17 protein-coding genes are annotated in these 21,015 nt (G+C 72.1%); 9 read left to right on the top strand and 8 right to left on the bottom strand.

Annotated elements, in window-relative coordinates:
• Positions 1 to 53: 53 nt before the first annotated feature.
• Positions 54 to 1,283 (top strand): GNAT family N-acetyltransferase, encoded by a 1,230-nt coding sequence (locus AB0424_RS16540; protein ID WP_366305943.1) that lies wholly within the window; start codon positions 54 to 56, stop codon positions 1,281 to 1,283.
• Between the two features lie 19 nt (positions 1,284 to 1,302).
• On the opposite strand, the gene AB0424_RS16535 is transcribed toward AB0424_RS16540, so the two are convergent.
• Both AB0424_RS16535 and AB0424_RS16530 read right to left on the bottom strand, forming a co-directional pair.
• Positions 1,303 to 2,112, bottom strand: coding sequence for a DNA-formamidopyrimidine glycosylase family protein (locus AB0424_RS16535; RefSeq protein ID WP_366305941.1), 810 nt, complete (start codon positions 2,110 to 2,112; stop codon positions 1,303 to 1,305).
• Positions 2,112 to 2,606 carry a ribose-5-phosphate isomerase gene (locus AB0424_RS16530; protein ID WP_366305939.1) on the bottom strand — a complete coding sequence of 165 codons (495 nt, stop codon included), beginning with the start codon at positions 2,604 to 2,606 and terminating at the stop codon, positions 2,112 to 2,114. Before AB0424_RS16530 ends, AB0424_RS16535 begins: the two co-directional genes overlap by 1 nt.
• Before the next feature lie 196 nt (positions 2,607 to 2,802).
• Here AB0424_RS16530 and AB0424_RS16525 point away from each other — a divergent pair, with 196 nt between their 5' ends.
• The gene (locus AB0424_RS16525) at positions 2,803 to 4,245 is read left to right on the top strand and encodes an amino acid permease (RefSeq protein WP_366305937.1); all 1,443 of its coding nucleotides are present in this window, start codon (positions 2,803 to 2,805) and stop codon (positions 4,243 to 4,245) included.
• A 77-nt stretch (positions 4,246 to 4,322) separates the two neighbouring features.
• On the opposite strand, the gene AB0424_RS16520 is transcribed toward AB0424_RS16525, so the two are convergent.
• Entirely contained in the window at positions 4,323 to 4,916 is a 594-nt protein-coding gene (locus tag AB0424_RS16520) for a biotin transporter BioY (protein ID WP_366305935.1), read from the bottom strand.
• Between the two features lie 261 nt (positions 4,917 to 5,177).
• On the opposite strand from AB0424_RS16520, the gene AB0424_RS16515 reads away from it, so the two are divergent.
• From AB0424_RS16515 to AB0424_RS16505, 3 genes are all read left to right on the top strand, one after another.
• Positions 5,178 to 6,563, top strand: a complete 1,386-nt coding sequence (locus tag AB0424_RS16515; protein WP_366305933.1) for an amino acid permease — start codon at positions 5,178 to 5,180, stop codon at positions 6,561 to 6,563.
• Between the two features lie 115 nt (positions 6,564 to 6,678).
• The gene (locus AB0424_RS16510) at positions 6,679 to 8,091 is read left to right on the top strand and encodes an amino acid permease (protein WP_366305931.1); all 1,413 of its coding nucleotides are present in this window, start codon (positions 6,679 to 6,681) and stop codon (positions 8,089 to 8,091) included.
• Between the two features lie 176 nt (positions 8,092 to 8,267).
• Positions 8,268 to 8,912 carry a superoxide dismutase gene (locus tag AB0424_RS16505; protein ID WP_189829635.1) on the top strand — a complete coding sequence of 215 codons (645 nt, stop codon included), beginning with the start codon at positions 8,268 to 8,270 and terminating at the stop codon, positions 8,910 to 8,912.
• Between the two features lie 132 nt (positions 8,913 to 9,044).
• On the opposite strand, the gene AB0424_RS16500 is transcribed toward AB0424_RS16505, so the two are convergent.
• Positions 9,045 to 9,680, bottom strand: a complete 636-nt coding sequence (locus AB0424_RS16500; RefSeq protein ID WP_366305929.1) for a DsbA family protein — start codon at positions 9,678 to 9,680, stop codon at positions 9,045 to 9,047.
• Positions 9,681 to 9,828: 148 nt separating this feature from the next.
• Between AB0424_RS16500 and pepN the strand changes: the two genes are divergently transcribed.
• Both pepN and AB0424_RS16490 read left to right on the top strand, forming a co-directional pair.
• Positions 9,829 to 12,375, top strand: a complete 2,547-nt coding sequence (gene pepN, locus AB0424_RS16495; RefSeq protein WP_366305927.1) for an aminopeptidase N — start codon at positions 9,829 to 9,831, stop codon at positions 12,373 to 12,375.
• 161 nt (positions 12,376 to 12,536) lie between these two features.
• A complete protein-coding gene (locus tag AB0424_RS16490) occupies positions 12,537 to 13,541 on the top strand; it encodes a hypothetical protein (RefSeq protein WP_366305925.1) in 1,005 nt (334 codons plus the stop codon).
• Between the two features lie 3 nt (positions 13,542 to 13,544).
• Here the strand turns inward: AB0424_RS16490 and AB0424_RS16485 are convergent, their stop codons facing one another.
• The 4 genes from AB0424_RS16485 to AB0424_RS16470 all read right to left on the bottom strand — a co-directional run bounded on the left by AB0424_RS16485 (position 13,545) and on the right by AB0424_RS16470 (position 16,804).
• Positions 13,545 to 14,678, bottom strand: a complete 1,134-nt coding sequence (locus AB0424_RS16485; RefSeq protein WP_366305923.1) for a serine hydrolase domain-containing protein — start codon at positions 14,676 to 14,678, stop codon at positions 13,545 to 13,547.
• 111 nt (positions 14,679 to 14,789) lie between these two features.
• Positions 14,790 to 15,257 (bottom strand): NUDIX hydrolase, encoded by a 468-nt coding sequence (locus tag AB0424_RS16480; protein ID WP_366305922.1) that lies wholly within the window; start codon positions 15,255 to 15,257, stop codon positions 14,790 to 14,792.
• Between the two features lie 9 nt (positions 15,258 to 15,266).
• Complete coding sequence (locus AB0424_RS16475) at positions 15,267 to 15,824, bottom strand: HPP family protein (protein ID WP_366305920.1); 558 nt, start codon at positions 15,822 to 15,824, stop codon at positions 15,267 to 15,269.
• A 113-nt stretch (positions 15,825 to 15,937) separates the two neighbouring features.
• Positions 15,938 to 16,804 (bottom strand): pyridoxamine 5'-phosphate oxidase family protein, encoded by an 867-nt coding sequence (locus AB0424_RS16470; protein ID WP_366305918.1) that lies wholly within the window; start codon positions 16,802 to 16,804, stop codon positions 15,938 to 15,940.
• A 148-nt stretch (positions 16,805 to 16,952) separates the two neighbouring features.
• Here AB0424_RS16470 and AB0424_RS16465 point away from each other — a divergent pair, with 148 nt between their 5' ends.
• Together AB0424_RS16465 and AB0424_RS16460 are read left to right on the top strand one after the other, a co-directional pair.
• Positions 16,953 to 17,495, top strand: coding sequence for a CGNR zinc finger domain-containing protein (locus tag AB0424_RS16465; RefSeq protein ID WP_366305916.1), 543 nt, complete (start codon positions 16,953 to 16,955; stop codon positions 17,493 to 17,495).
• Positions 17,496 to 17,689: 194 nt separating this feature from the next.
• On the top strand, positions 17,690 to 21,010 hold the full coding sequence (locus AB0424_RS16460) for a S8 family serine peptidase (protein WP_366305914.1): 3,321 nt from the start codon (positions 17,690 to 17,692) through the stop codon (positions 21,008 to 21,010).
• The last annotated feature ends 5 nt before the right edge of the window (positions 21,011 to 21,015 follow it).

Genomic DNA, 21,015 nt, shown 5'->3' with positions numbered 1-21,015 from the left:
AAGGTGCGTGAAATCGGGTCGCCCCGGGCGGACGCCGCTGATATCGATGGCATATGACGACTGAACTGCGGGTTCTCGAGCCGGATGAATGGGACAGCTGGTGGGAGGTCCTGGAGCTGGCGTTCGGGGGGGTACCCGAGGCGCCGGAGCAGCGGCGGCTGTGGCGCGACGTCACCGAGTTCGACCGCTTCCTGGGGGTCTGGGACGGCGATCGGTGCGTGGCGACGGCGGGGGCCTTCTCGTTCCGGCTCACGGTGCCGGGCGGGGCGTCGGTGCGCGCCGGCGGGGTGACGATGGTGAGCGTGGCCGGAACGCACCGGCGGCGCGGGATCCTGACCTCGATGATGCGGCGGCAGCTGGACGACCTGCGGGCGGCGGGCGAGCCGCTCGCGGTGCTGACGGCCTCGGAGCCGGAGATCTACGGCCGGTTCGGCTACGGCGTGGGCGCGTACGCGATGCGGGCGACGATCGAGACGACCCGGGTGCGGCTCTCGGTGCCGGAGGGCACCGACGGGGTCACGCTGCGGCTGGCCGGCCTCGAGGAGTCCTCGCCGGCGTGCGAGGCGGTGTACGCGCGTCTCGTGCCGTCGCGGCCGGGGATGATCGCGCGGCTGCCGCACTGGGAGCGGGAACCGCTGCTCGACCCGCCGGGGGACCGGGAGGGCGCCTCGCCCAAGCTGTGCGTGCTCGCGGAGCGGGGCGGCGAGGTCGTGGGGTTCGCCCAGTACGCGATCAAGCCGGACTGGTCCCCCGCGGGGGCCGACGGCACCGTGGTCGTGCACCGGCTGATGGCGCTCGACCCGGCGGCCGAGGCGGCGCTGTGGCGTTACCTCTGCTCGGTGGACCTGACCGCACGGGTCAAGGTCTACGGCAGGCCGGTGGACGACGGCTGGCAGCATCTGGTGAGCGACCTCCGGCGCTGTCAGCCGACGCTGCGGGACGCGCTGCACGTGCGGCTGGTGGAGGTGGGCGCGGCGCTGGAGGCGCGGACGTACCAGGCGCCGGTGGACGTGGTGTTCGAGGTCGAGGACGCGTTCTGTCCGTGGAACGAGGGGCGCTGGCGGCTGACGGGGGACGCCAAGGGCGCGGTGTGCGTCCGGACGTCCGATCCCGCGGATCTCGCGCTCTCGGTACGGGAGCTGGGCGCCGCCTATCTGGGCGGTACGTCCCTGGTGCCGCTGGCCGCGGCCGGCCGGGTGCGGGAGCTGCGCGAGGGGGCCCTGGCCGAGGCGGCGGTGGCCTTCGGGTCACCCGCGGCGCCGTGGCTGCCGCACGGGTTCTAGGTCGTCGGTCCGGGGGGGGTCAGCGCTGCTGGCAGGTGGGGCACCAGAAGAGGTTGCGGGCGGCGAGGTCGGCGGTGCGGATGCCGGTGGCGCAGATGAGGCAGGGTTGGTTCGCGCGGCGGTAGACGTAGACCTCGCCGCCGTGGTCGTCGACGCGGGGCGGGCGGCCCATCGCCTCGGGGGTGTGCTCGGGGCGGACGGTGTCGATGCGGTTGAGCCGGACGCCTTCGCGCATCAGCGCGGCGAGGTCGGTCCAGATCGCGTCCCACTCCCCCGGCGTGAGGTCCCGGCCGGCGCGGTAGGGGTCGATGCCGTGCCGGAAGAGGACCTCGGCCCGGTAGACGTTGCCGACGCCGGCGATGACCTTCTGGTCCATCAGGAGGGCGGCGATGGTCGTCCGGGACGTCGCGACGCGGCGCCAGGCCCGGTCGGGGTCGTCGCCCTCGCGCAGCGGGTCGGGGCCGAGGCGGTCGTGTATCGCCTGCTTCTCGGCGTCCGTGAGGGAGGCGCAGGTGGTGGGGCCGCGCAGGTCGACGTAGGCGTCGGCGTCGGCGAGCCGGAGCCGGACGGTGTCGGCGGGCGGCGGGGCGGGGGCGTCGCCGAAGCCCACCTTGCCGAAGAGGCCGAGGTGGATGTGGATCCAGCCGCGCTCCCCGAAGCCGAGGAAGAGGTGCTTGCCGTGGGCCTCGGCGGTCTCCAGGACGGCGCCGTCGAGCAGGGCCGCGGAGGCGGCGAACCTGCCCTGCGGGCTGGAGACGCGCACGGACCGGCCGCCGAACCGTTCCCGGTGGTCGGCGGCCAGCCGGTGGATGGTGTGCCCTTCGGGCATCAGGCGCTGGGCTCCTGCGGGTGGTGGGCCGGGATCGGGGGGAGCTCGCCGGTGGTCTCGTACGCGGTGAGCATGTCGATCCGGCGGGTGTGACGCTCGTCACCGGAGTACGGGGTGGAGAGGAAGATCTCGACGAACTTGGTCGCCTCTTCCCGCGTGTGCATCCGGCCGCCGACGGAGATCACGTTGGCGTTGTTGTGCTCACGGCCGAGGGCGGCGGTCTGCTCGCTCCAGGCGAGGGCGGCGCGCACCCCCTTCACCTTGTTCGCGGCGATCTGCTCGCCGTTGCCGGAGCCGCCGATGACGATGCCCAGGCTGTCCGCGTCCGCGGCCGTCTTCTCGGCGGCACGCAGGCAGAACGGCGGGTAGTCGTCGAGGGCGTCGTAGATGTGCGGACCGCAGTCGACGGGCTCGTGGCCGTGTGCGGTGAGCCACTCGACGAGGTGGTTCTTTAGTTCAAAGCCGGCGTGGTCGGAACCGATATAGACGCGCATGATGCCGAGTGTGGCACGTCAGGGCCCGGGTAGCAGGCATCGGGGTCGGGACCTTCGCCCGACCTGGTACGGACCTTCGACTCTCGCGAGGTCGCCCGTACAACGATCCGGAATGAGGGGTTCCGATCACCCCCGCCCACGGTGTTCAATGCTCGGGCTCGCGACCCGAGCAGCCCCCACACACAAGGAAGCGTCGATGAACACGCAACCGACCCTGACGCAGGACGGCCCGGAGACCGGTACCACCGGCTCCCCGCAGTCCTCCGACGGCCTCAAGGCCGGACTCAAGAACCGCCACCTGTCGATGATCGCCATCGGCGGGGTCATCGGCGCCGGCCTCTTCGTCGGCTCAGGCTCCGGCATCGCCGCGGCCGGCCCCGCGATCCTGCTGTCGTACGCACTCGTCGGCGCGATGGTCGTCTTCGTCATGCGGATGCTCGGCGAGATGGCTGCCGCCCGGCCGTCCTCCGGCTCCTTCTCCGCCTACGCGGACCAGGCGCTCGGCCGCTGGGCCGGCTTCAGCATCGGCTGGCTGTACTGGTTCTTCTGGGTCGTCGTCCTCGCCGTCGAGGCGACCGCGGGCGCCAAGATCCTGGAGAGCTGGATCCCGGCCGTCCCGCAGTGGGGCTGGGCGCTCATCGTGATGGTGGTCCTCACCGCCACCAACCTCGGCTCGGTCGCCTCCTACGGCGAGTTCGAGTTCTGGTTCGCCGGCATCAAGGTCGTCGCCATCGGCGCCTTCGTCGTCATCGGCATGCTCGCGGTCTTCGGCGTGCTGCCGGGCTCGGACAACCCGGGCGCGGGATTCGCGCACCTCACCGACAGCGGGGGCTTCTTCCCGATGGGCGCGGGCGCGATCCTCACCGGTGTGCTGATGGTCGTCTTCTCCTTCATGGGCAGCGAGATCGTCACGCTGGCCGCCGGTGAGTCCGAGAACCCGCAGAAGGCCGTCACCAAGGCCACCAACAGCGTGATCTGGCGGATCGGCGTCTTCTACCTGGGCTCGATCTTCGTCGTCCTCACCCTGCTGCCGTGGAACGACAAGTCGATCGTCGAGAAGGGCTCGTACGTCGCCGCCCTGGACTCCATCGGCATCGCGCACGCCGGCCAGATCATGAACGTGATCGTCCTGACGGCCGTCCTGTCCTGCCTGAACTCGGGCCTCTACACCGCCTCCCGCATGGCCTTCTCCCTCGGCCGGCGCGGTGACGCGCCGAAGGCTTTCGCCAAGGTCAACAAGCGGGGCGTGCCGACGGCGGCGATCCTCGGCTCGGTCGTCTTCGGCTTCGTCGCGGTCTTCTTCAACTACAAGTGGCCGGACACCGTCTTCGCCTTCCTGCTGAACTCCTCCGGCGCGGTGGCGCTCTTCGTCTGGCTGGTCATCTGCGTGACCCAGCTGCGCATGCGCGGCATCATCCTGCGCGAGTCGCCGGAGAAGCTCGTCGTGCGGATGTGGCTCTTCCCGTACCTGACCTGGGCGACGATCGGCATGATCGTCTTCGTCCTCGGCTACATGATCTACGACGGCGGCAGCGCCCGTGAGCAGGTCGTGCTCTCGCTGCTGGTGGCCGCGCTCGTGATCGCCGTGTCGCTGGTCAAGGAGCGCGTCGCGAAGTCCCGGGCGTCCCTGACCCCGTAGGACCGCGGAGGACCGCGTACGAGGAGGGCCCGCCGTTCCCCGGGGAACGGCGGGCCCTCCTCGTGTGCGCGCGGGGCTCAGCCCTTGCGGCCGACCAGCTTCCAGGCGGCCGGGAGGGCGCCCATGGCGAGCGCGGCCTTGAGGGCGTCGCCGAGGAGGAACGGGGTGAGGCCGGCGGCGACCGCCTGGCCGAGGGTCATGCCGGTGGCGAGGGCCAGGTAGGGCACGCCGACCGCGTAGATGACCGCGGAGCCGAGGACCATGGCGCCGGCCGTGCGGAGCACGGAGCGGTCGGCGCCGCGGCGGGCGAGCGCGCCGACGACGGTCGAGGCGAGGAGCATGCCGAGGATGTAGCCGAAGGACGGCATCCCGTAGCCCGAGGTGGCCTGCGCGAACCACGGCACGCCCGCCATGCCGGCCACGGCGTACAGCGCGAGGGCGAGGAAGCCCCGGCGGGCGCCGAGCGCGGTGCCGACGAGCAGGGCGGCGAAGGTCTGGCCGGAGACCGGGACCGGGGAGCCGGGGACCGGGACGGAGATCTGCGCGGCGAGGCCGGTGAGGGCGGCGCCGCCGACGACCAGGGCGATGTCACGGGCGCGGCTCGCCGGGACGAGGTCGGCGAGGACGATGCCCTGACGCGGGGAACGGGCGGGGGCGGCGGCGGTGCTCATCGGTACTCCGCGGGGTGAGGGTGGGAGGGACAGGTCGACCGTATGCCAGGAGTGAACGCCCGATCACCGTCAGCCGCCGACAAAGGCGGAGCGGACCGCTTCATCGAGTTCCGACAAAGGACGGCTTTCCCCTCGCGTGCCACGTGACCCTCGTCACTGGCGGATCAGGAGGAGACGCCCCTTTTGCGTCAAGGGGACGTCAGCAGAGAGACTGTGGGGTCTCCATAAAGTGTCACCTCTCCGAGAGCGCGAGCCCCCACCATGCGCGACGCCCCGCCGTCCCCCTCCCTCACCGAACCGGAGCCCCTCTCCCACGGTCTGAAGCAGCGTCATCTGACGATGCTGGGGCTGGGCGGGGTGATCGGCGCCGGGCTCTTCGTCGGTTCGGGCGCGGGCATCGCCGTCGCCGGTCCCGGCATCGTGGTCTCGTACCTGATCGCCGGCGCGCTGGCGATGCTCGTCATGCGGATGCTGGGCGAGATGTCCGCGGCGATGCCCGCCTCGGGCGCCTTCTCGGTGCACGCCGAGCGGGCGCTCGGCCGGTGGGCCGGCTTCTCGGTGGGCTGGCTGTACTGGTTCCTGCTCGTGGTGGTGCTCGCCGTGGAGGCGACCGGCGCGGCGCGGATCGCGCACGGCTGGGTGCCAGGGGTCCCGCAGTGGGGCTGGGTGCTGGTCTTCATGGTCGTGTTCACCCTCGCCAACCTGGCGGCGGTGAAGAACTTCGGCGAGTTCGAGTTCTGGTTCGCCGCGCTCAAGGTCGGCGCGATCGTCCTCTTCCTGGTGCTCGGCGTCCTCGCGATCGTCGGCTGGCTTCCCGACACCGACCCGGTCGGACTCGCCAACCTGACCGGCCAGGGCGGCTTCCTGCCGAACGGCTGGGCCGGGGTGGTCTCCGGGGTGCTGGCGGTCGTCTTCGCCTTCGGCGGTCTGGAGGTCGTGACGATCGCGGCGGCCGAGTCCGACGACCCGGCGAGGAACGTGGCGCGCGCGGTGCGCAGCGCGGTCTGGCGGATCCTGCTCTTCTACGTGGGCTCGATGCTGGTCATCGTGACGCTGCTGCCGTGGACCGCGATGAACCCCGGGGAGTCGCCGTACGTGGCGGTCCTGGACGCGATCGGGGTGCCGGGGGCCGGCCAGATCATGAACGTCGTGGTGTTCGTGGCGCTGCTCTCGGCGCTCAACGCGAACCTGTACGGCTCCTCGCGGATGGTGTTCTCGCTCGCGGAGCGCGGGGAGGCGCCGAAGGGGCTGCTGCGGATCTCCGGCGGCGGGGTGCCGCGCCGGGCGGTGCTGGCGTCGGTGGCGTTCGACTTCGTCTCGGTCCTCCTCAATCTGAAGTGGCCGGATTCCGTCTTCCTCTACATGCTGAACGCGGTCGGGGCGGTCCTGCTCTTCGTCTGGGCCCTGATCGCGGTCTCGCAGCTGCGGCTGCGCCGCCGGATCGAGCGGGAGGCGCCCGAGACCCTGACGCTGCGGATGTGGGGCTTCCCGTGGCTGACCTGGGTGGCGCTGGCCGCGATGGCGGCGGTGCTCGTCCTGATGCTGTGCGACGACGGGGCGCGGCCGCAGGTGCTGTGGTCGGCGGCGGCGACCGGCGCGGTCCTGCTGGTCGCGGGGGTGCGGGAGCTGCGCACGAAGCGGGCTTGATCCTTCACTTTGTGTGAAGGTGGTGCCCGTATAGCGGACGCGTGTTCCCTCTGAGCGGTGCACGCGCCCAGACTGTGGCGCGTTCCCCCGTCTCAGCCAGTGAACAGGGCGGCCCATGTCCCGGACCACCGCGCCCGCGTCCGTCGACCGCGAGGACGACGCCGCGACCCCCTCCGAGGGGCTCTCCCACGGCCTCAAGCAGCGCCACCTCTCGATGATCGCCCTCGGCGGCGTCATCGGCGCCGGACTCTTCGTGGGCTCCGGCGCCGGCATCGCCGCCGCCGGTCCGTCGATCGTGATCGCCTATGCCCTCTCCGGCGTCCTCGTGATGCTCGTGATGCGGATGCTCGGCGAGATGTCGGCGGCGAACCCGGCCTCCGGCTCCTTCTCCGTCCACGCCGAGCGCGCCTTCGGCTCGTGGGCCGGCTTCACCTCGGGGTGGGCCTTCTGGTTCCTGCTCTGCGTCGCCGTCGGCCTGGAGGGGATCGGCGCCGCGAAGATCATGACCGGCTGGTTCCCCGGCAGCCCGGAGTGGGCGTGGGTCGCGCTCTTCATGGTGGTGTTCTGCGCGACCAACCTGGCGGCGGTGAAGAACTTCGGCGAGTTCGAGTTCTGGTTCGCCGCACTCAAGGTCGGCGCGATCGTCCTCTTCCTCGGCATCGGCGTCCTGGCGATCGCCGGCGTCCTGCCGGGCACGGACGCCCCCGGCACCGCGAACCTCACCGGCGACGGCGGGTTCTTCCCGCACGGCTCCGAGGGGCTGATCGTCGGCCTGCTCGCGTCGGTCTTCGCCTACGGCGGTCTGGAGACGGTCACCATCGCGGCGGCCGAGTCCGAGCACCCGGTGCAGGGTGTCGCCAAGGCCGTCCGTACGGCGATGTGGCGGATCGCGCTCTTCTACGTCGGCTCGATGGCGGTCATCGTGACGCTCGTCCCGTGGGGCGACGCGGCGGTCGTCGAGAAGGGCCCGTACGTCGCCACCCTGGACCACCTGGGCATCCCGGCGGCCGGCCAGATCATGAACGTCGTCGTGCTGGTCGCCCTGCTCTCGGCGATGAACGCCAACATCTACGGCGCCTCCCGCATGGCCGGCTCGCTCGTCGCGCGGGGTCAGGGCCCGAAGGCGCTGGGCCGCCTGTCCGGCGGCGTGCCGCGCGCGGCCGTGCTGGTCTCCTCGGTCTTCGGCTTCGGCTGCGTGCTGCTCAGCTACTGGCGGCCGGACGACATCTTCATCTGGCTGCTCAACACGATCGGCGCGATCATCCTGGTCGTCTGGTTCTTCATCGCCGCCTCGCAGCTGGTGCTGCGGCGCCGCACCGAGCGCGAGGCCCCGGAGCGGCTGGTCGTGCGGATGTGGGCCTTCCCCGTGCTGACGTGGGTGGCGCTGGCCGGCATGGCGACGATCTTCGTCCTGATGGCCCGCGAGGAGGGCACGCGCGTGCAGCTGTACTGGACGGGCGCGCTGACCCTGCTGCTCGCCGCGGTCGGCCTCGTACGCCAGAAGGCGGCGGCGGGCCGGACGGACTGATTCGCCGCCCCACCTCCCGCACCGCCCGCGAAACCCCCGGACCACCGCTCGGTTCGGGGGTTTCGCCATGCCGGGAATACGGGACCTAGGACGAATGGCTGATCAACTCCGACACCACCTACTGTTAGCCTGCACCTGCATATAGGTTGCAATAAGCCATCGAAGGGCTCGGTCACATGGCGATCTACACGCTCCCGGAGCTGCCGTACGACTACGCGGCGCTGGAGCCGGTGATCAATCCGCAGATCATCGAGCTGCACCACGACAAGCACCACGCCGCTTACGTCAAGGGCGCGAACGACACGCTGGAGCAGCTGGAAGAGGCGCGCGACAAGGACCAGTGGGGTGCGATCAACGGCCTGGAGAAGAACCTCGCGTTCCACCTCTCCGGCCACATCCTCCACTCCATCTACTGGAACAACATGAACAGCCCGAAGGACGGCGGCGGCGGCGAGCCGCTGGCCGCCGACGGTGTCGGCGACCTCGCGGACGCCATCACCGAGTCCTTCGGCTCCTTCGCCAAGTTCAAGGCGCAGCTGACCAAGGCATCCGCGACCACCCAGGGCTCCGGCTGGGGCGTCCTCGCGTACGAGCCGATCAGCGGCCGCCTCATCGTCGAGCAGGTCTACGACCACCAGGGCAACGTCGGCCAGGGCTCGGTCCCGGTCCTGGTCTTCGACGCCTGGGAGCACGCCTTCTACCTGCAGTACAAGAACCAGAAGGTCGACTTCATCGAGGCCATGTGGCAGGTCGTCAACTGGCAGGACGTCAGCAGGCGCTACCACGCCGCCAAGGCGTCCGTGCCGCTGATCTCCTTCTGATCCGGAGCCCGGAAGGGCTCCCCCCGTCGTCCTGCTCGTGATCGTCTTCTCAGCCTTCGCGTGCGGACGGAATGACGGAGAACCCCCGCGATGACGTGAATCGCGGGGGTTCTCCCATGCCCTGCGACGGGCCTACTCGAAGCTGGGCGCCGCCGTCCGGGTGCGCTTGATCTCGTAGAAGCCGGGCGTCGACGCCACGAGCAGGGTGCCGTCCCACAGCCGGGCCGCCGCGTCGCCGCGCGGGGTCGGGGTGACGACCGGGCCGAAGAAGGCGACCTCGTCGCCCGTCGGGCCCGGCACCGCGATGACGGGGGTGCCGACGTCCTGGCCGACCTTGTCGATGCCCTCCTGGTGGGAGGCGCGCAGCTCGGTGTCGTAGGTGTCCTTGTCGGCGTACTCGACCAGGTCCTCGGGCAGGCCGACGTCCTTCAGCGCGCCGGCGATCGCCTCGCGGGTCGGGCCCTCGCCGTCGTTGTGGAAGCGGGTGCCGAGCGCCGTGTAGAGCTTGCCGACGACCTCGTCGCCGTGCAGCTGCTGGGCGGCTATCACGACCCGGACCGGCCCCCACGCCTTCGTCCGGAGCATCTCCTGGTACTCCTCCGGGAGCTCGTCGATGCGGTTCTCGTTGAGCACCGCGAGGCTCATGACCTTCCAGCGCACGTCGACCGGGCGGACCTGCTCGACCTCCAGCATCCAGCGGGAGGTCATCCACGCCCACGGGCACAGCGGGTCGAAGTAGAAGTCGGCGGTGGTCCTGCTCTCGGACATGTCACTCCTCGGTACGGCCACGGTTCGGAAGTAGGCGGTGCGCCGAAAGGAGGGAACCCGCCGAGGTCCGGGCGCATTCCCGTGTCCCGGGTGACAGCTGCACATGGGAGGATCGGTGCTGTTTCGAACGCGCCACGAAGGAGTGACCGTGCCCGGTGAGAATCTGTCCCGCGACGAGGCCCAGGAGCGGGCCGAGCTGCTGTCCGTCGACGGGTACGAGGTCGCGCTCGACCTCCGCTCGGCCGTCGGCGACACCACCGAGGCGGTGCGCACGTTCCGCTCGGAGACGACGATCCGCTTCCGCCGCACGGGAGTGGGCACGAGCACGTTCGTCGACCTGATCGCCCCCTCCGTGACCTCGGTCACCCTCAACGGCCGCTCCCTCGACCCGGCGGTCGTCTTCGACGGCGCGCGGATCGCGCTCGACGGCCTGGAGGACGAGAACACGCTCGTGGTGGACGCGCAGTGCGCCTACAGCCGCACCGGCGAGGGCATGCACCGCTTCGTCGACCCCGAGGACGGCGAGGTCTACCTCTACACGCAGTACGAGCCGGCCGACGCCCGCCGGGTCCACGCCGACTTCGAGCAGCCCGACCTCAAGGCCCCGTACCGCTTCTCGGTGACCGCCCCCGAGGGGTGGACGGTCTGGTCGAACGGCGCCGGGGAGCAGGACGCCGAGGGCATCTGGCGGTTCGCCGAGACCGCGCCGATCTCCACGTACATCACCTGTGTCGTGGCGGGCCCGTACCACTACGTGACCGACACCTACCGGCGCGGCGAGCTGGAGATCCCGCTCGGCGCGATGTGCCGGAAGTCGCTGGCCAGGCACTTCGACGCGGACGACGTCTTCCTGATCACCAAGCAGGGCTTCGACTTCTTCCACGACAACTTCGACTACCCGTACCCCTTCGGCAAGTACGACCAGGCGTTCGTCCCCGAGTACAACCTCGGCGCGATGGAGAACCCGGGCATGGTGACCTTCCGCGAGGAGTACATCTACCGGGGCAAGGTCACCCAGGCCGCGTACGAGAGCCGGGCCAACGTCATCCTGCACGAGATGGCGCACATGTGGTTCGGCGACCTCGTCACCATGGTGTGGTGGGACGACCTGTGGCTGAAGGAGTCCTTCGCCGACTTCATGGGCTCGTTCGTCAACGCCGAGGCCACCCGCTTCACCAACAGCTGGGTGACCTTCGCCAACAACCGCAAGTCCTGGGCGTACCGCGCCGACCAGCTGCCGTCCACGCACCCGATCACGGCCGACATCCGTGACCTGGAGGACGCCAAGCTCAATTTCGACGGCATCACCTACGCCAAGGGCGCGTCGGTGCTCAAGCAGCTCGTCGCGTACGCCGGCCGGGACGCGTTCCTGGAGGGCGCGCGCCGCTACTTCAAGCGCCACGCCTACGGGAACACGCGGCTCGCCGACCTCCTCACGATCCTGGAGGAGACCTCCGGCCGCGACATGAAGACGTGGGCGAAGTCCTGGCTGCAGACCTCCGGCGTCAACGCGCTGACGCCGGCCGTCACCTACGACGCCGAGGGCCGGATCACCGAGCTCGCCGTCCTCCAGGAGGGCGACGAGCTCCGTCCGCACCGGGCGGCCGTCGGCCTCTACCGGCTCTCCGGCGGGCAGCTCACCCGGTACGCGCGGGCCGAGGCCGACATCACCGGCGCGCGGACCGTCGTCTCCGAGCTCGCCGGCGAGGAGAAGCCCGACCTGGTCCTCGTCAACGACGACGACCTGACCTACTGCAAGATCCGCTTCGACGAGGGCTCGCTCGCCACCCTGCGCGCGCACCTCGGCGACATCACCGACCCCCTGGCCCGCGCCCTGTGCTGGTCGGCGCTGTGGAACCTGACCCGGGACGGGCTCATGCCCGCCCGGGACTTCGTCGCCGTCGCGCTCGCCTCCGCGGGCCGCGAGAGCGACATCGGCGTGCTGCAGATGGTGCACGCCTGGACGAAGTCGGCCGTCACCCACTACGCGGCGCCCGACTGGCGCGAGGAGGGCGGGCGGCTGCTCGCCGAGGGCGGGCTGCGCGAGCTGCGGGTGGCCGAGCCGGGCAGCGAGCACCAGCTGACCTGGGCGCGGTTCTTCGCGGCGACGGCCTCGTCCGACGCCGACTTCGGGCTCCTGGAGGGGCTGCTCGACGGCACGGCGAAGATCGACGGGCTCGACGTCGACCAGGAGCTGCGCTGGGCGCTGCTCTCCCCGCTGGCGGCGCACGGCCGCGCCGACGAGGCCCGGATCGGCGAGGAGCTGGCCCGGGACGACACGGCGACGGGCAAGCGCCACCAGGTCCGGCTGCTCGCCTCGCGGCCCTCGGCGGAGGTCAAGGCGCAGGCGTGGGCGCAGGTCGTCGAGTCGGACACCCTGTCGAACGCGCTGGTGGAGGCGACCATCGCGGGCTTCGTCCAGCCCTCGCAGCGCGCGCTGATCGCCCCGTACGCGGAGAAGTACTTCGCCGCGATCGAGCGGCTGTGGGCCGAGCGGTCGATCCAGATCGGCATGGACGTGGTCCGGGGCCTGTTCCCGGGCCTCCAGGACGACGCGTCGACGCTCGCCGCCACGGACGCCTGGCTGGCCGCGCACGCGTCGGCCGCGCCGGCCCTGCGCCGTCTGGTCCTGGAGTCGCGGGACGACCTGGCGCGGGCGTTGCGCGCGCAGGACTGCGACCGTCTGGCCCGGTAGCCGGGAGGTCCCGGGGAGCGGTGTCCGTCATCGGGCGCCGCTCCCCGGGCCCCGCCCTCATCGGCAGTCGAACGCGCGTACTTTAGGGCGGTCTTGTCCCTGATTGTCGACGAGCGTGTAACAGGGGTTAGGGGAGCCTTCGGGGGCGGAAGACCCCCGGCATGAACCACAACACCCCCATCACCCCCCGCCCCCTCCCCCTCTCCTCCCTCACCGGGCGGTCGCAGCGCGTCGCGTCCGCCGACCAGTTGAGGACCCAGGGGGTGCCGGCCGCCGAGGTGGCCGCGCACTGCCGCCCCGGCGGCTGGCAGCAGCTGCTGCCCGGCGTGTTCCTGCTCCACCCCGGCCCGCCCACCAGCGAGGACCGGCTGCACGCCGCGCTGCTCTACGCCCGCAGGACCGCGGCCCTCCCCACGCAGGGGCCGGACGCGATGATCACCGGCATGGCCGCCCTGACCCTGCACCGCTTCGCGGCCGCTCCCCCGCTCACCGCCCTGGACCGGATCGACGTGCTGGTGCCGCGCACCCGGCGGCTGCGCTCCACCGGCTGGGTGAGGGTGGTGCGCGCCCACGAGGCGCCGGCGCCGGTGGAGCTCACCGGCCTGCCGGTCGCGCCGGTCGCCCGGGCCGTCGTCGACGCGGTGTCGGGTCTCTCGGACACGGCGCTCGTGCGCCGGCTGCTCACCGAGGCGGTGCGCGGCGGCCACTGCGAACCGGGTGCGGTCGTCCGGGAGTTGAACCGGGCCCGGCTGCTGACCCGGCCGCACGTGGTGGACGCGGTGGACGCGCTGCTCGCCGAGGGGCGGGCGCTCTCCGAGGAGCGGCTGTACGAGATGGTGCGGGAGTTCGGCCTGCCGGACCCGCTGTGGAACGTGGACCTGCGGCTGCCGGGCGGCCCGCACCTGGGCGGGGTGGACGCCTACTGGCCGGACCAGGCGGTCGCCGTCGAGCTGGACACCCGGGCGCCGCGGCAGGACGACGACGCGCTGTGGTCCGAGTACACCCGCAAGCGGGAACACCTGGAGCGGCTCGGCATCACGGTCGTCCACGTCACCCCGCGCAAGCTGCGCGAGGCGATGGACCAGCAGGCCACCGTGGTCCGTACGGCCCTGATGGCCGCGCCGGACCGGAAGCCCGCCACGTACGTCGTCGTCCTGCCGCGGTGAGGGCTACTTCTTCGGGACGGCGCCGCAGAACTCGGCCTCGACGACCTGCTGGCTGTCCCCCGCCCAGTCGGCGTTGAAGTTGGCGGCCAGGGAGTGCTCGCCGTCGCGGGTCACCTGGGCCTGCGAGGAGGAGCCGTGGATGCCGCCGCCGTGGCCCCAGACCTCCTTGCCGCAGCTGAGTTTCTGCTTCATGAGCCCGAGGCCGTACTCCACGCCGGGGAGCTCGGGAGCGATCGGGACCGTGGTGGTCATCTCCTTCAGGGAGCCCTTCGTGAGGACCCGGCCCGAGAGCAGGGCCCGGTAGAAGGTCTGGAGGTCGCGGGAGTCGGAGATGATCTCGCCCGCCGCTCCGGCGATGCTCGGGTTGAGCGCGGAGACCTCGTGGACGGGGGCGTTCACGTCGGCGGAGAGCTTGGAGTACGCCGGGCTGCTGGGCCGCGGCATGGCCGACCGGGTCCCGGGCACGGTGGTGGCGCGCAGCTTGAGCGGCTTGATGATGCGGTTCTCGACGGCCTTGCCGTACGGGCGGCCGGTGACCTTCTCGATCACCATGCCGGCGAGGACGAAGTTGGTGTTGGAGTAGTTCCAGCCGGCGCCCGGGTCGAAGTCCGGCCGGTGCGCCATGGCGACGGAGACGAGCTGCCGCGGGGTCCACGTGTCGTAGCGGTGCCGCAGGAAGCCGGAGCCGAAGACCTTCTCCTGGAAGCCGGGGTCCTCCGTGTAGCTGTAGATGCCGCTGGTGTGGTTGAGCAGCTGACGGACGGTGATCTTCCGGCCGTCGTGGCCGTGGCCCCGGACGACGCCGGGCAGCCACTTCTCGACCGGGTCGTCGAGGTCGAGACGGCCCTCGGCCTGGAGCTGGAGGAGGACGGTGGCGGTGAAGGTCTTGGTGATGGAGCCGACGCGGTAGCGGTCGTCGCCGCCGCGCACGCCGGCGGTGCCGGTCCAGCGGTCGCGACCGTCGCGGGCCTGCGCGACGACGCCGGGCACGCCGTCGGCGACGGCCGCGTCCAGGGCCTGCTGGGTGGCCGCGTGGTCCTGCCGGTGCGCGGGCGCCGCCAGGGCGGGTGCGGCGAGTGCGGTGGCGGCGAGACCTGCCACGAGGGTGGCGGCGACGACGGTGCGTGCGGCTGACATGCGGGGCTCCCCTGATCGTTGTGCTGTGGTCGGGAGAGGGGACCGCGGCGGGGTGCGGGGGGTTGATCCCGCTCGTGACGGTTGAGTGGTTTTCGGCCGTGTCGCGCGGGGTCAGCCGTTGGTGGGATCGGTGAGGTGCGAGCGGCCCAGGGGCGGGCGGTCGCGCCAGAGCTGGAGGCCGATGTCGACGAGTTCGACGCGGGTGAGGGAGGGCACGGAGGCGAGCGGGTGCCAGGCGGCGAGGTCGGTGGAGCCGCCCTCCTCGTTGCGCAGGGCGCCGCCGGTGATCCGTGTCTCGTAGATGATCCGCAGGCCCTGCCAGTCGCCGGGGCCGGCGAGCCGGCGGAGCCAGGAGCGCCGGATGGAGTCGATGCCGAGGAGGGCGGCGGGCTCGGTCGTGTAGCCGGTCTCCTCCTCGACCTCGCGGACGACCGTGTGGACGGGGTCCTCGCCGTGGTCCATGCCGCCGCCGGGCAGGGTCCACCGCTTGACGCCGTCCTTCGCGACCCAGCGGGCGAGGAGCACCTCGTCGTCCCGCACGCACACGGCGTAGGCCGCCACCCTCAACTCCTGCTGCATGGCACGAGGTTAGAACCAGTACGCGGGATACGTCCGCCCCGTGACGCGGCCGGCCCCGAGCCCGACGGCGACCAGGAGGAGCGAGGCGAGGGCGAGAAGGCCGAGAAACGACCACGGCGAGGGGTCCTGGAGGGCGACGATGACGGCCGTCGCCGCCGCGGGCGAGTGTGGGGTACGGGCGAACATCATCACGCCGAGGGCGAGGCCACCCGCCACGGCGGCGCTCCACAGGCCCGGTCCGGCCACGGCGAGGACCGCGAAGCCGGTGAGGGCGGAGAGCAGCTGGCCGCCGACGACCGAGCGCGGCTGGGAGAGCGGCAGGTCGGGCGCGCCCGCCACCAGCGCCATGCTCGCGGCCAGCGGCGGGACGAGCAGCGGCTGGCGCAGGAGGCTGCCCACGGCCACCAGCAGCAGGAGCGCGGTCACGCTCGCGGCGGTGGAGGCCAGCACGGTCCGTACGCGGGGGCGGGCGGGGGGCCGGCGGCGGACGGGTGGCCGCGGGGAGGCGGGAGCCGGGGCCGCGGGCGGCGCTTCGGCGGCGGGTGCGGGAGCCGGAGTGGTGGTCACGGGCGGTCCTCGGGTGTCGGCGGGGGAACGGGGACGTGGGGACGGGGCCGGCCGTGCGGGGGCCGGGAATCGGGAGCCGTGCGGTCGGGCGCCCGCGGGGCCGGGCCCGCCGGTCAGGGTGTGGCCGGGTTGGCCGGGGAGAACTCCGGGGGCGACCAGCGCAGCGGGCTGCCGGCCGGGTCCTCGGCCACGCGCGCGACGCGGAAGCGGGTGACGCGCCCCTCGGGGCCGTACTCGGTGTGCGCGAGGCCGCTGAGCCGGAGGGTGGATCCCGTCTCCCAGTCGAGGAAGAGCAGGCCGGCCCGGCCGTCCGACTCCAGGTTGCCCAGGGTCAGGAACATCGCGTTGCCGGGGTAGTCGCGCCAGCTCAGCTCCCGTGGACCGGAGACGCGGACGAAGCCGGGGTTGCCGCCCCGGTGGCTGGTGTCGACGCCGTCGGGGGCGGCGGTGGAGACGAGGAAGGTGTCGGCGGCGCGGATCCGGCGCATCTGGCCGGGGGTGAGCGCCTCGCCGTGCCGGACGGCGCCGGCCTCGGGGCGGTGGGCGGGATCGGAGCCGTACAGCTCCCGCTTCTGGAGGTACTTGGGGCAGTTGGAGAAGACCTGCTCGGCCTCGATGGTGAAGCCGCGCGCGCCGACCCTCGCGATGCCGTTGAGGCGCAGCCGGCGGCGGGTGCGGGGGTCGAGGGCGAGGGTGCCGACGGGGGCGCCGTCGGGCGTGCCCTCGGGGAGGGCGGCGGCCACGAGGACGGTGTGCGGGCCGGTCGCCCGGACGAAGCCGGGGGCGCCGGTGAGCAGGGTCGACCAGACGCGGCCGGCGCCGTCCGCCGCGCCGATCGCCAGCATCGGCTGGGCCTCGAGGAACGCGGCGGCGACGGGCCGGATGCCGGGTGCGATGGAGCGGCCCACGTGGTCGGCGAGGTCGCGGACGCCTTCGCGCTCCTGAACGGCGAGGGAACCGGGGTGGTACGCGGTGTTCATGCGGGCCTCCGGACGTGCGGGTCGAACGGATGAGGGAGGGCGAGCCCTGGAGATCTAACCTTTCATCTTGACTTTAAAGGTTACAAAGGAGAGAGTCAACCGCTCACGTACTCTTGAGGGGTTAGTTCACCGAGGAGGGTGCCCGCCCATGACCGCCATCGACCCCCGGCCGCTCACCGGCGAGCCCGTCTCCCTGGACCTGCTCAACACCCGCTGGAACGACGAGGGCGTCCGACGCGACCTGCTCACCGACGTCGAGGGCCTCGCCGTCTGGCTCGGCGCCAACGGCCTGACGGAGCGGTTCACCGCCGACGCCACGACCCTGCGCCACACCCTCGCCGCCCGGGACGCGCTCGCCGCGCTCGTCGACCGCCCCGGCGACCCCGACGCCACGGCGCGGGTCGACGCGGTCCTCGGCCACGGCCGCATCCGGGCCACCCTCACCGCCGACGGCCCCGGCGAGGTGGCCGAGTTCGCCGACCCGGCCCGGGGGCCCGGCTGGACCGCCGCCCGCGACTACCTCGACCTGCTGCGCACCGCCCCGGACCGGATCCGCGCCTGCGCCCACGAGGCGTGCATCCTCCACTTCTTCGACACCTCCCGGAACGGCACCCGCCGCTGGTGCTCGATGGCGATCTGCGGCAACCGCGCCAAGGCGTCCCGGCACTACGCCCGGACGAAGGAGAACTGACGGCCGCGGGGCGCGAACTCGCCCCGCTTGGAGGGGTTTCGTCCGCCGTGGCGCATCGGACCCGCTGGCGGGTTTGCGCCGCGGCGGCAACCCGGCGCGGGGGAACTCTCCACAAACCCCTGTCACTTGCGAAAGGCTGAGCGGTCATCCGGCACCGAAATCCGGACCCTCTCCTTTCACAAACAGGGATGTAGATGACCACCCCCGAAACTCGGAGCTCCATACCCGGCAGCTCGACGCACGGGCGCAGACGTGCGGCGCGCATCGCCGCCGCCGCCGGTCTCGTCGCCGCGCTGGTCGCGACCGGCGCGGCCCCCGTGCTCGCCGCCGACGCCCCGGAGACCACTCCCCCGGTCAAGAGCTCGAACCCCGCCGACAAGCTCGGCGCCATCGACGCGCAGCGCCTCACCGAGGCCGAGGCCACGGGCGAGAAGAACGTCACCGTCCTCGTCGCCACCGCCCCCGGCGCCACCGAGCAGGTCGCCGGCCAGCTCGACGCGGTTCCGGGCGCCTCCGTCGGCAAGCAGCAGGACGCGCTCGGCTACGTCCGCGCCACCCTGCCGACCGCCAAGGCCGCGGCCGCGATCAAGGCCGCCACGGAGCTCTCCTCCGTCCAGTCAATCGACCTCCAGGCCGAGATCCCCCTGGACGACCCGACCCCGGACGCGGGCGCCGCCACGGGAGCCGTCGCCGGCACCACCGTCACCAGGACGTACCCGGCCCCCGGCAGGAACACCCCGGCGAAGAACCCCTACAACCCGTCGCACGAGACGGGCGCGGTCGACTTCGTCAAGGAGCACCCGAAGGCCGACGGCCGCGGGGTGACCATCGGCATCCTGGACTCCGGCGTGGACCTGGCCCACCCGGCCCTCCAGAAGACCACGACCGGCGAGCGCAAGATCGTCGACTGGGTCACCGCCACCGACCCGCTGACCGAGGGCGACGCCACCTGGCGCGCCCAGGTCACCCCGGTCACCGGCCCCGTCTTCACCGCCTCCGCGCAGAGCTGGACGGCCCCGGCGGGCTCGTACCAGTTCAGCCGCTTCACCGAGGCGGTCACCGCGGGCGGCGACCCGAAGGGCGACATCAACCGGGACGGCGACACCACCGACGTCTTCGGCATGCTGTACGACCCGGCCGCCGGCACCGTCCGGGTGGACACCGACCAGAACAACGACTTCACGGACAACGCGCCGATGAAGGCGTACAAGGACGGGTTCCAGGTCGGCTTCTTCGGCACCGACGACCCGGCCACCGAGGTCGTCGAGAAGACCCCGTTCGTCGTGGAGATCCGCAAGGACGTCCCGATGGACCCGCTCGGCGGGACCTGGGTCGGCCAGAAGCGGGACTTCGTCAACATCGGTCTCGTCGAGTCCTCGCACGGCACCCACGTCGCCGGCATCACCGCCGCGCACGGCCTCTTCGGCGGGAAGATGAACGGCGCCGCCCCCGGCGCGAAGATCGTCTCCGCGCGCGCGTGCACCTGGTCCGGCGGCTGCACCAACACCGCCCTCACCGAGGGCATGACGGACCTCGTCGTCAACCGCGGCGTCGACATCGTCAACATGTCGATCGGCGGCCTGCCGCAGCAGAACGACGGCGACAACGTCCGCTCGCGCCTCTACACCCGCCTGATCGACCAGTACGGCGTCCAGCTGGTCATCTCGGCCGGCAACGAGGGCCCCGGCATCAACACGATCGGCGACCCCGGCCTGGCCGACAAGGTCATCTCGGTCGGGGCCGCGGTCTCCAAGGAGACCTGGGCCGCCAACTACGGCTCCGCCGTCGAGAAGAAGTACGCCATGTTCCCCTTCTCCTCGCGCGGCCCGCGTGAGGACGGCGGCTTCACCCCGACCATCACCGCTCCCGGCTCCGCCGTGAACACCATCCCGACCTGGCTGCCGGGCGCCGGCGTCGCCGAGTCGGGCTACACCCTGCCCGCCGGCTACGGGATGCTCAACGGCACCTCGATGTCCTCGCCGCAGGCGGCGGGCGCGAGCGCGCTGCTGATCTCGGCCGCGAAGCAGAAGGGCATCGCGCTCTCCCCGCTCACCCTGCGGACCGCGCTCACCTCGACCGCGAAGCGCATCCCCGGTGTCGCGGCGCACGAGCAGGGCTCGGGCCTCATGGACATCGAGGACGCCTGGGAGTCGATCAAGGACGGCGCGACCGCGCACGACTACAAGGTCGAGGCCCCGGTCGACACCGTGATCTTCCCGGCCCCGCACACCGGCACCGGCGTGTACGACCGCGAGGGCGGCCTCAAGGTCGGCCAGAAGCGGACCTACGACGTCACCATCACGCGCACGAGCGGCCCGAACCGGCCGATCGAGCACGAGCTGGACCTCAAGTACAACGACGGCACCTTCCGCATCCTCGGCGACGACGAGATCGACCTGCCGCTGAACAAGCCGGTCACCGTCAAGCTCCAGGCCCGCGCCGCCACCCCCGGGGCGCACAGCGTCATCCTGGAGGCCGACGACGAGCGCACCGAGGGCGTCGACAAGCAGATCCTCGCCACCTCCATCGTCGCCACCGACCTGGTCGGCCCGGGCTACGGCCTCTCCGCCACCGGCTCGGTGCAGCGCAACAGCAGCACCTCCTACTTCGTCACCGTGCCCGAGGGCGCCAAGACGCTGGAGGTCGCGCTCGGCGGTCTGAAGGAGAAGAGCCAGACCCGCTTCATCTCGGTGCACCCGGTCGGCGTGGCCATCGAGGACAGCGCCACCACGCAGTGCTACCCGCACTACAACCCGGCCAACACCTGCCGCCCGGACCTGCGGTCCTACGCGGACCCGACGCCCGGCGTCTGGGAGGTCGAGGTCGAGGCCCGTCGCACGTCGCCGGACCTGGACAACCCGTACAAGCTGAACGTCACCGCCCTCGGCGTCGACTTCGACCCGGCCGTGCAGACGGTCCCGGAGGCGAAGATCGGCACCCCGGCCGCCGTCCAGTGGCAGGTCACCAACCGCTTCGCGGGCATCGCGGGCACGCTCAAGGGCGGCTCGCTCGGCTCGCAGAAGAGCGAGACGCCGACCATCCAGCACCACGAGCAGCAGACCAGGACCGTCACCATCGGTGAGGGCGTGGAGCGGCTCGACATCGCCATCGGCAACACCTCGGACAAGGCCGCCGACCTCGACCTCACCGTCCTCCTGAACGGCAAGCAGGTCGGCCAGGCCGCGGACGGCGACTCGGAGGAGGCCGTCTCCCTCGTGAACCCGGCCGCCGGCACGTACACCGTCGTCATCGACGGCTACTCGGTCCAGGCCGCGGGCGGCACCACGTACGACTACAAGGACGTGTACTACTCGTCCGCGCTCGGCACCGTGAAGGTGGACGGCTCCAAGCCGGTCACCCTGGCCAACGGCGCCTCCGCCCCGGTCACGGCCGAGGTCGTCGTCGCCGGTGCGGCTCCCGAGGGACGGCAGTTCTTCGGCGAGGTCCAGCTCCTGAACGCCCGCGGCACCGTCGCGGGCACCGGCAGCGTCCTGATCGGCGCGGTCACCCCGTAGCACCG

It is taken from the genome of Streptomyces sp. NPDC051180, from assembly GCF_040689545.1.
GTDB lineage: Bacteria > Actinomycetota > Actinomycetes > Streptomycetales > Streptomycetaceae > Streptomyces.
Note: the sequence above shows the minus strand (reverse complement) of the source record. Positions and strands in the feature narration are given on the sequence as shown.

What these genes read in the sequence shown, in the direction of transcription:
- AB0424_RS16540 (WP_366305943.1), top strand. Translation starts at nt 54, where the DNA reads ATGACGACTGAACTGCGGGTTCTCGAGCCGGATGAATGGGACAGCTGG.
- AB0424_RS16535 (WP_366305941.1), bottom strand. Translation starts at nt 2,112, where the DNA reads ATGCCCGAAGGGCACACCATCCACCGGCTGGCCGCCGACCACCGGGAA.
- AB0424_RS16530 (WP_366305939.1), bottom strand. Translation starts at nt 2,606, where the DNA reads ATGCGCGTCTATATCGGTTCCGACCACGCCGGCTTTGAACTAAAGAAC.
- AB0424_RS16525 (WP_366305937.1), top strand. Translation starts at nt 2,803, where the DNA reads ATGAACACGCAACCGACCCTGACGCAGGACGGCCCGGAGACCGGTACC.
- AB0424_RS16520 (WP_366305935.1), bottom strand. Translation starts at nt 4,916, where the DNA reads ATGAGCACCGCCGCCGCCCCCGCCCGTTCCCCGCGTCAGGGCATCGTC.
- AB0424_RS16515 (WP_366305933.1), top strand. Translation starts at nt 5,178, where the DNA reads ATGCGCGACGCCCCGCCGTCCCCCTCCCTCACCGAACCGGAGCCCCTC.
- AB0424_RS16510 (WP_366305931.1), top strand. Translation starts at nt 6,679, where the DNA reads ATGTCCCGGACCACCGCGCCCGCGTCCGTCGACCGCGAGGACGACGCC.
- AB0424_RS16505 (WP_189829635.1), top strand. Translation starts at nt 8,268, where the DNA reads ATGGCGATCTACACGCTCCCGGAGCTGCCGTACGACTACGCGGCGCTG.
- AB0424_RS16500 (WP_366305929.1), bottom strand. Translation starts at nt 9,680, where the DNA reads ATGTCCGAGAGCAGGACCACCGCCGACTTCTACTTCGACCCGCTGTGC.
- AB0424_RS16490 (WP_366305925.1), top strand. Translation starts at nt 12,537, where the DNA reads ATGAACCACAACACCCCCATCACCCCCCGCCCCCTCCCCCTCTCCTCC.
- AB0424_RS16485 (WP_366305923.1), bottom strand. Translation starts at nt 14,678, where the DNA reads ATGTCAGCCGCACGCACCGTCGTCGCCGCCACCCTCGTGGCAGGTCTC.
- AB0424_RS16480 (WP_366305922.1), bottom strand. Translation starts at nt 15,257, where the DNA reads ATGCAGCAGGAGTTGAGGGTGGCGGCCTACGCCGTGTGCGTGCGGGAC.
- AB0424_RS16470 (WP_366305918.1), bottom strand. Translation starts at nt 16,804, where the DNA reads ATGAACACCGCGTACCACCCCGGTTCCCTCGCCGTTCAGGAGCGCGAA.
- AB0424_RS16465 (WP_366305916.1), top strand. Translation starts at nt 16,953, where the DNA reads ATGACCGCCATCGACCCCCGGCCGCTCACCGGCGAGCCCGTCTCCCTG.
- AB0424_RS16460 (WP_366305914.1), top strand. Translation starts at nt 17,690, where the DNA reads ATGACCACCCCCGAAACTCGGAGCTCCATACCCGGCAGCTCGACGCAC.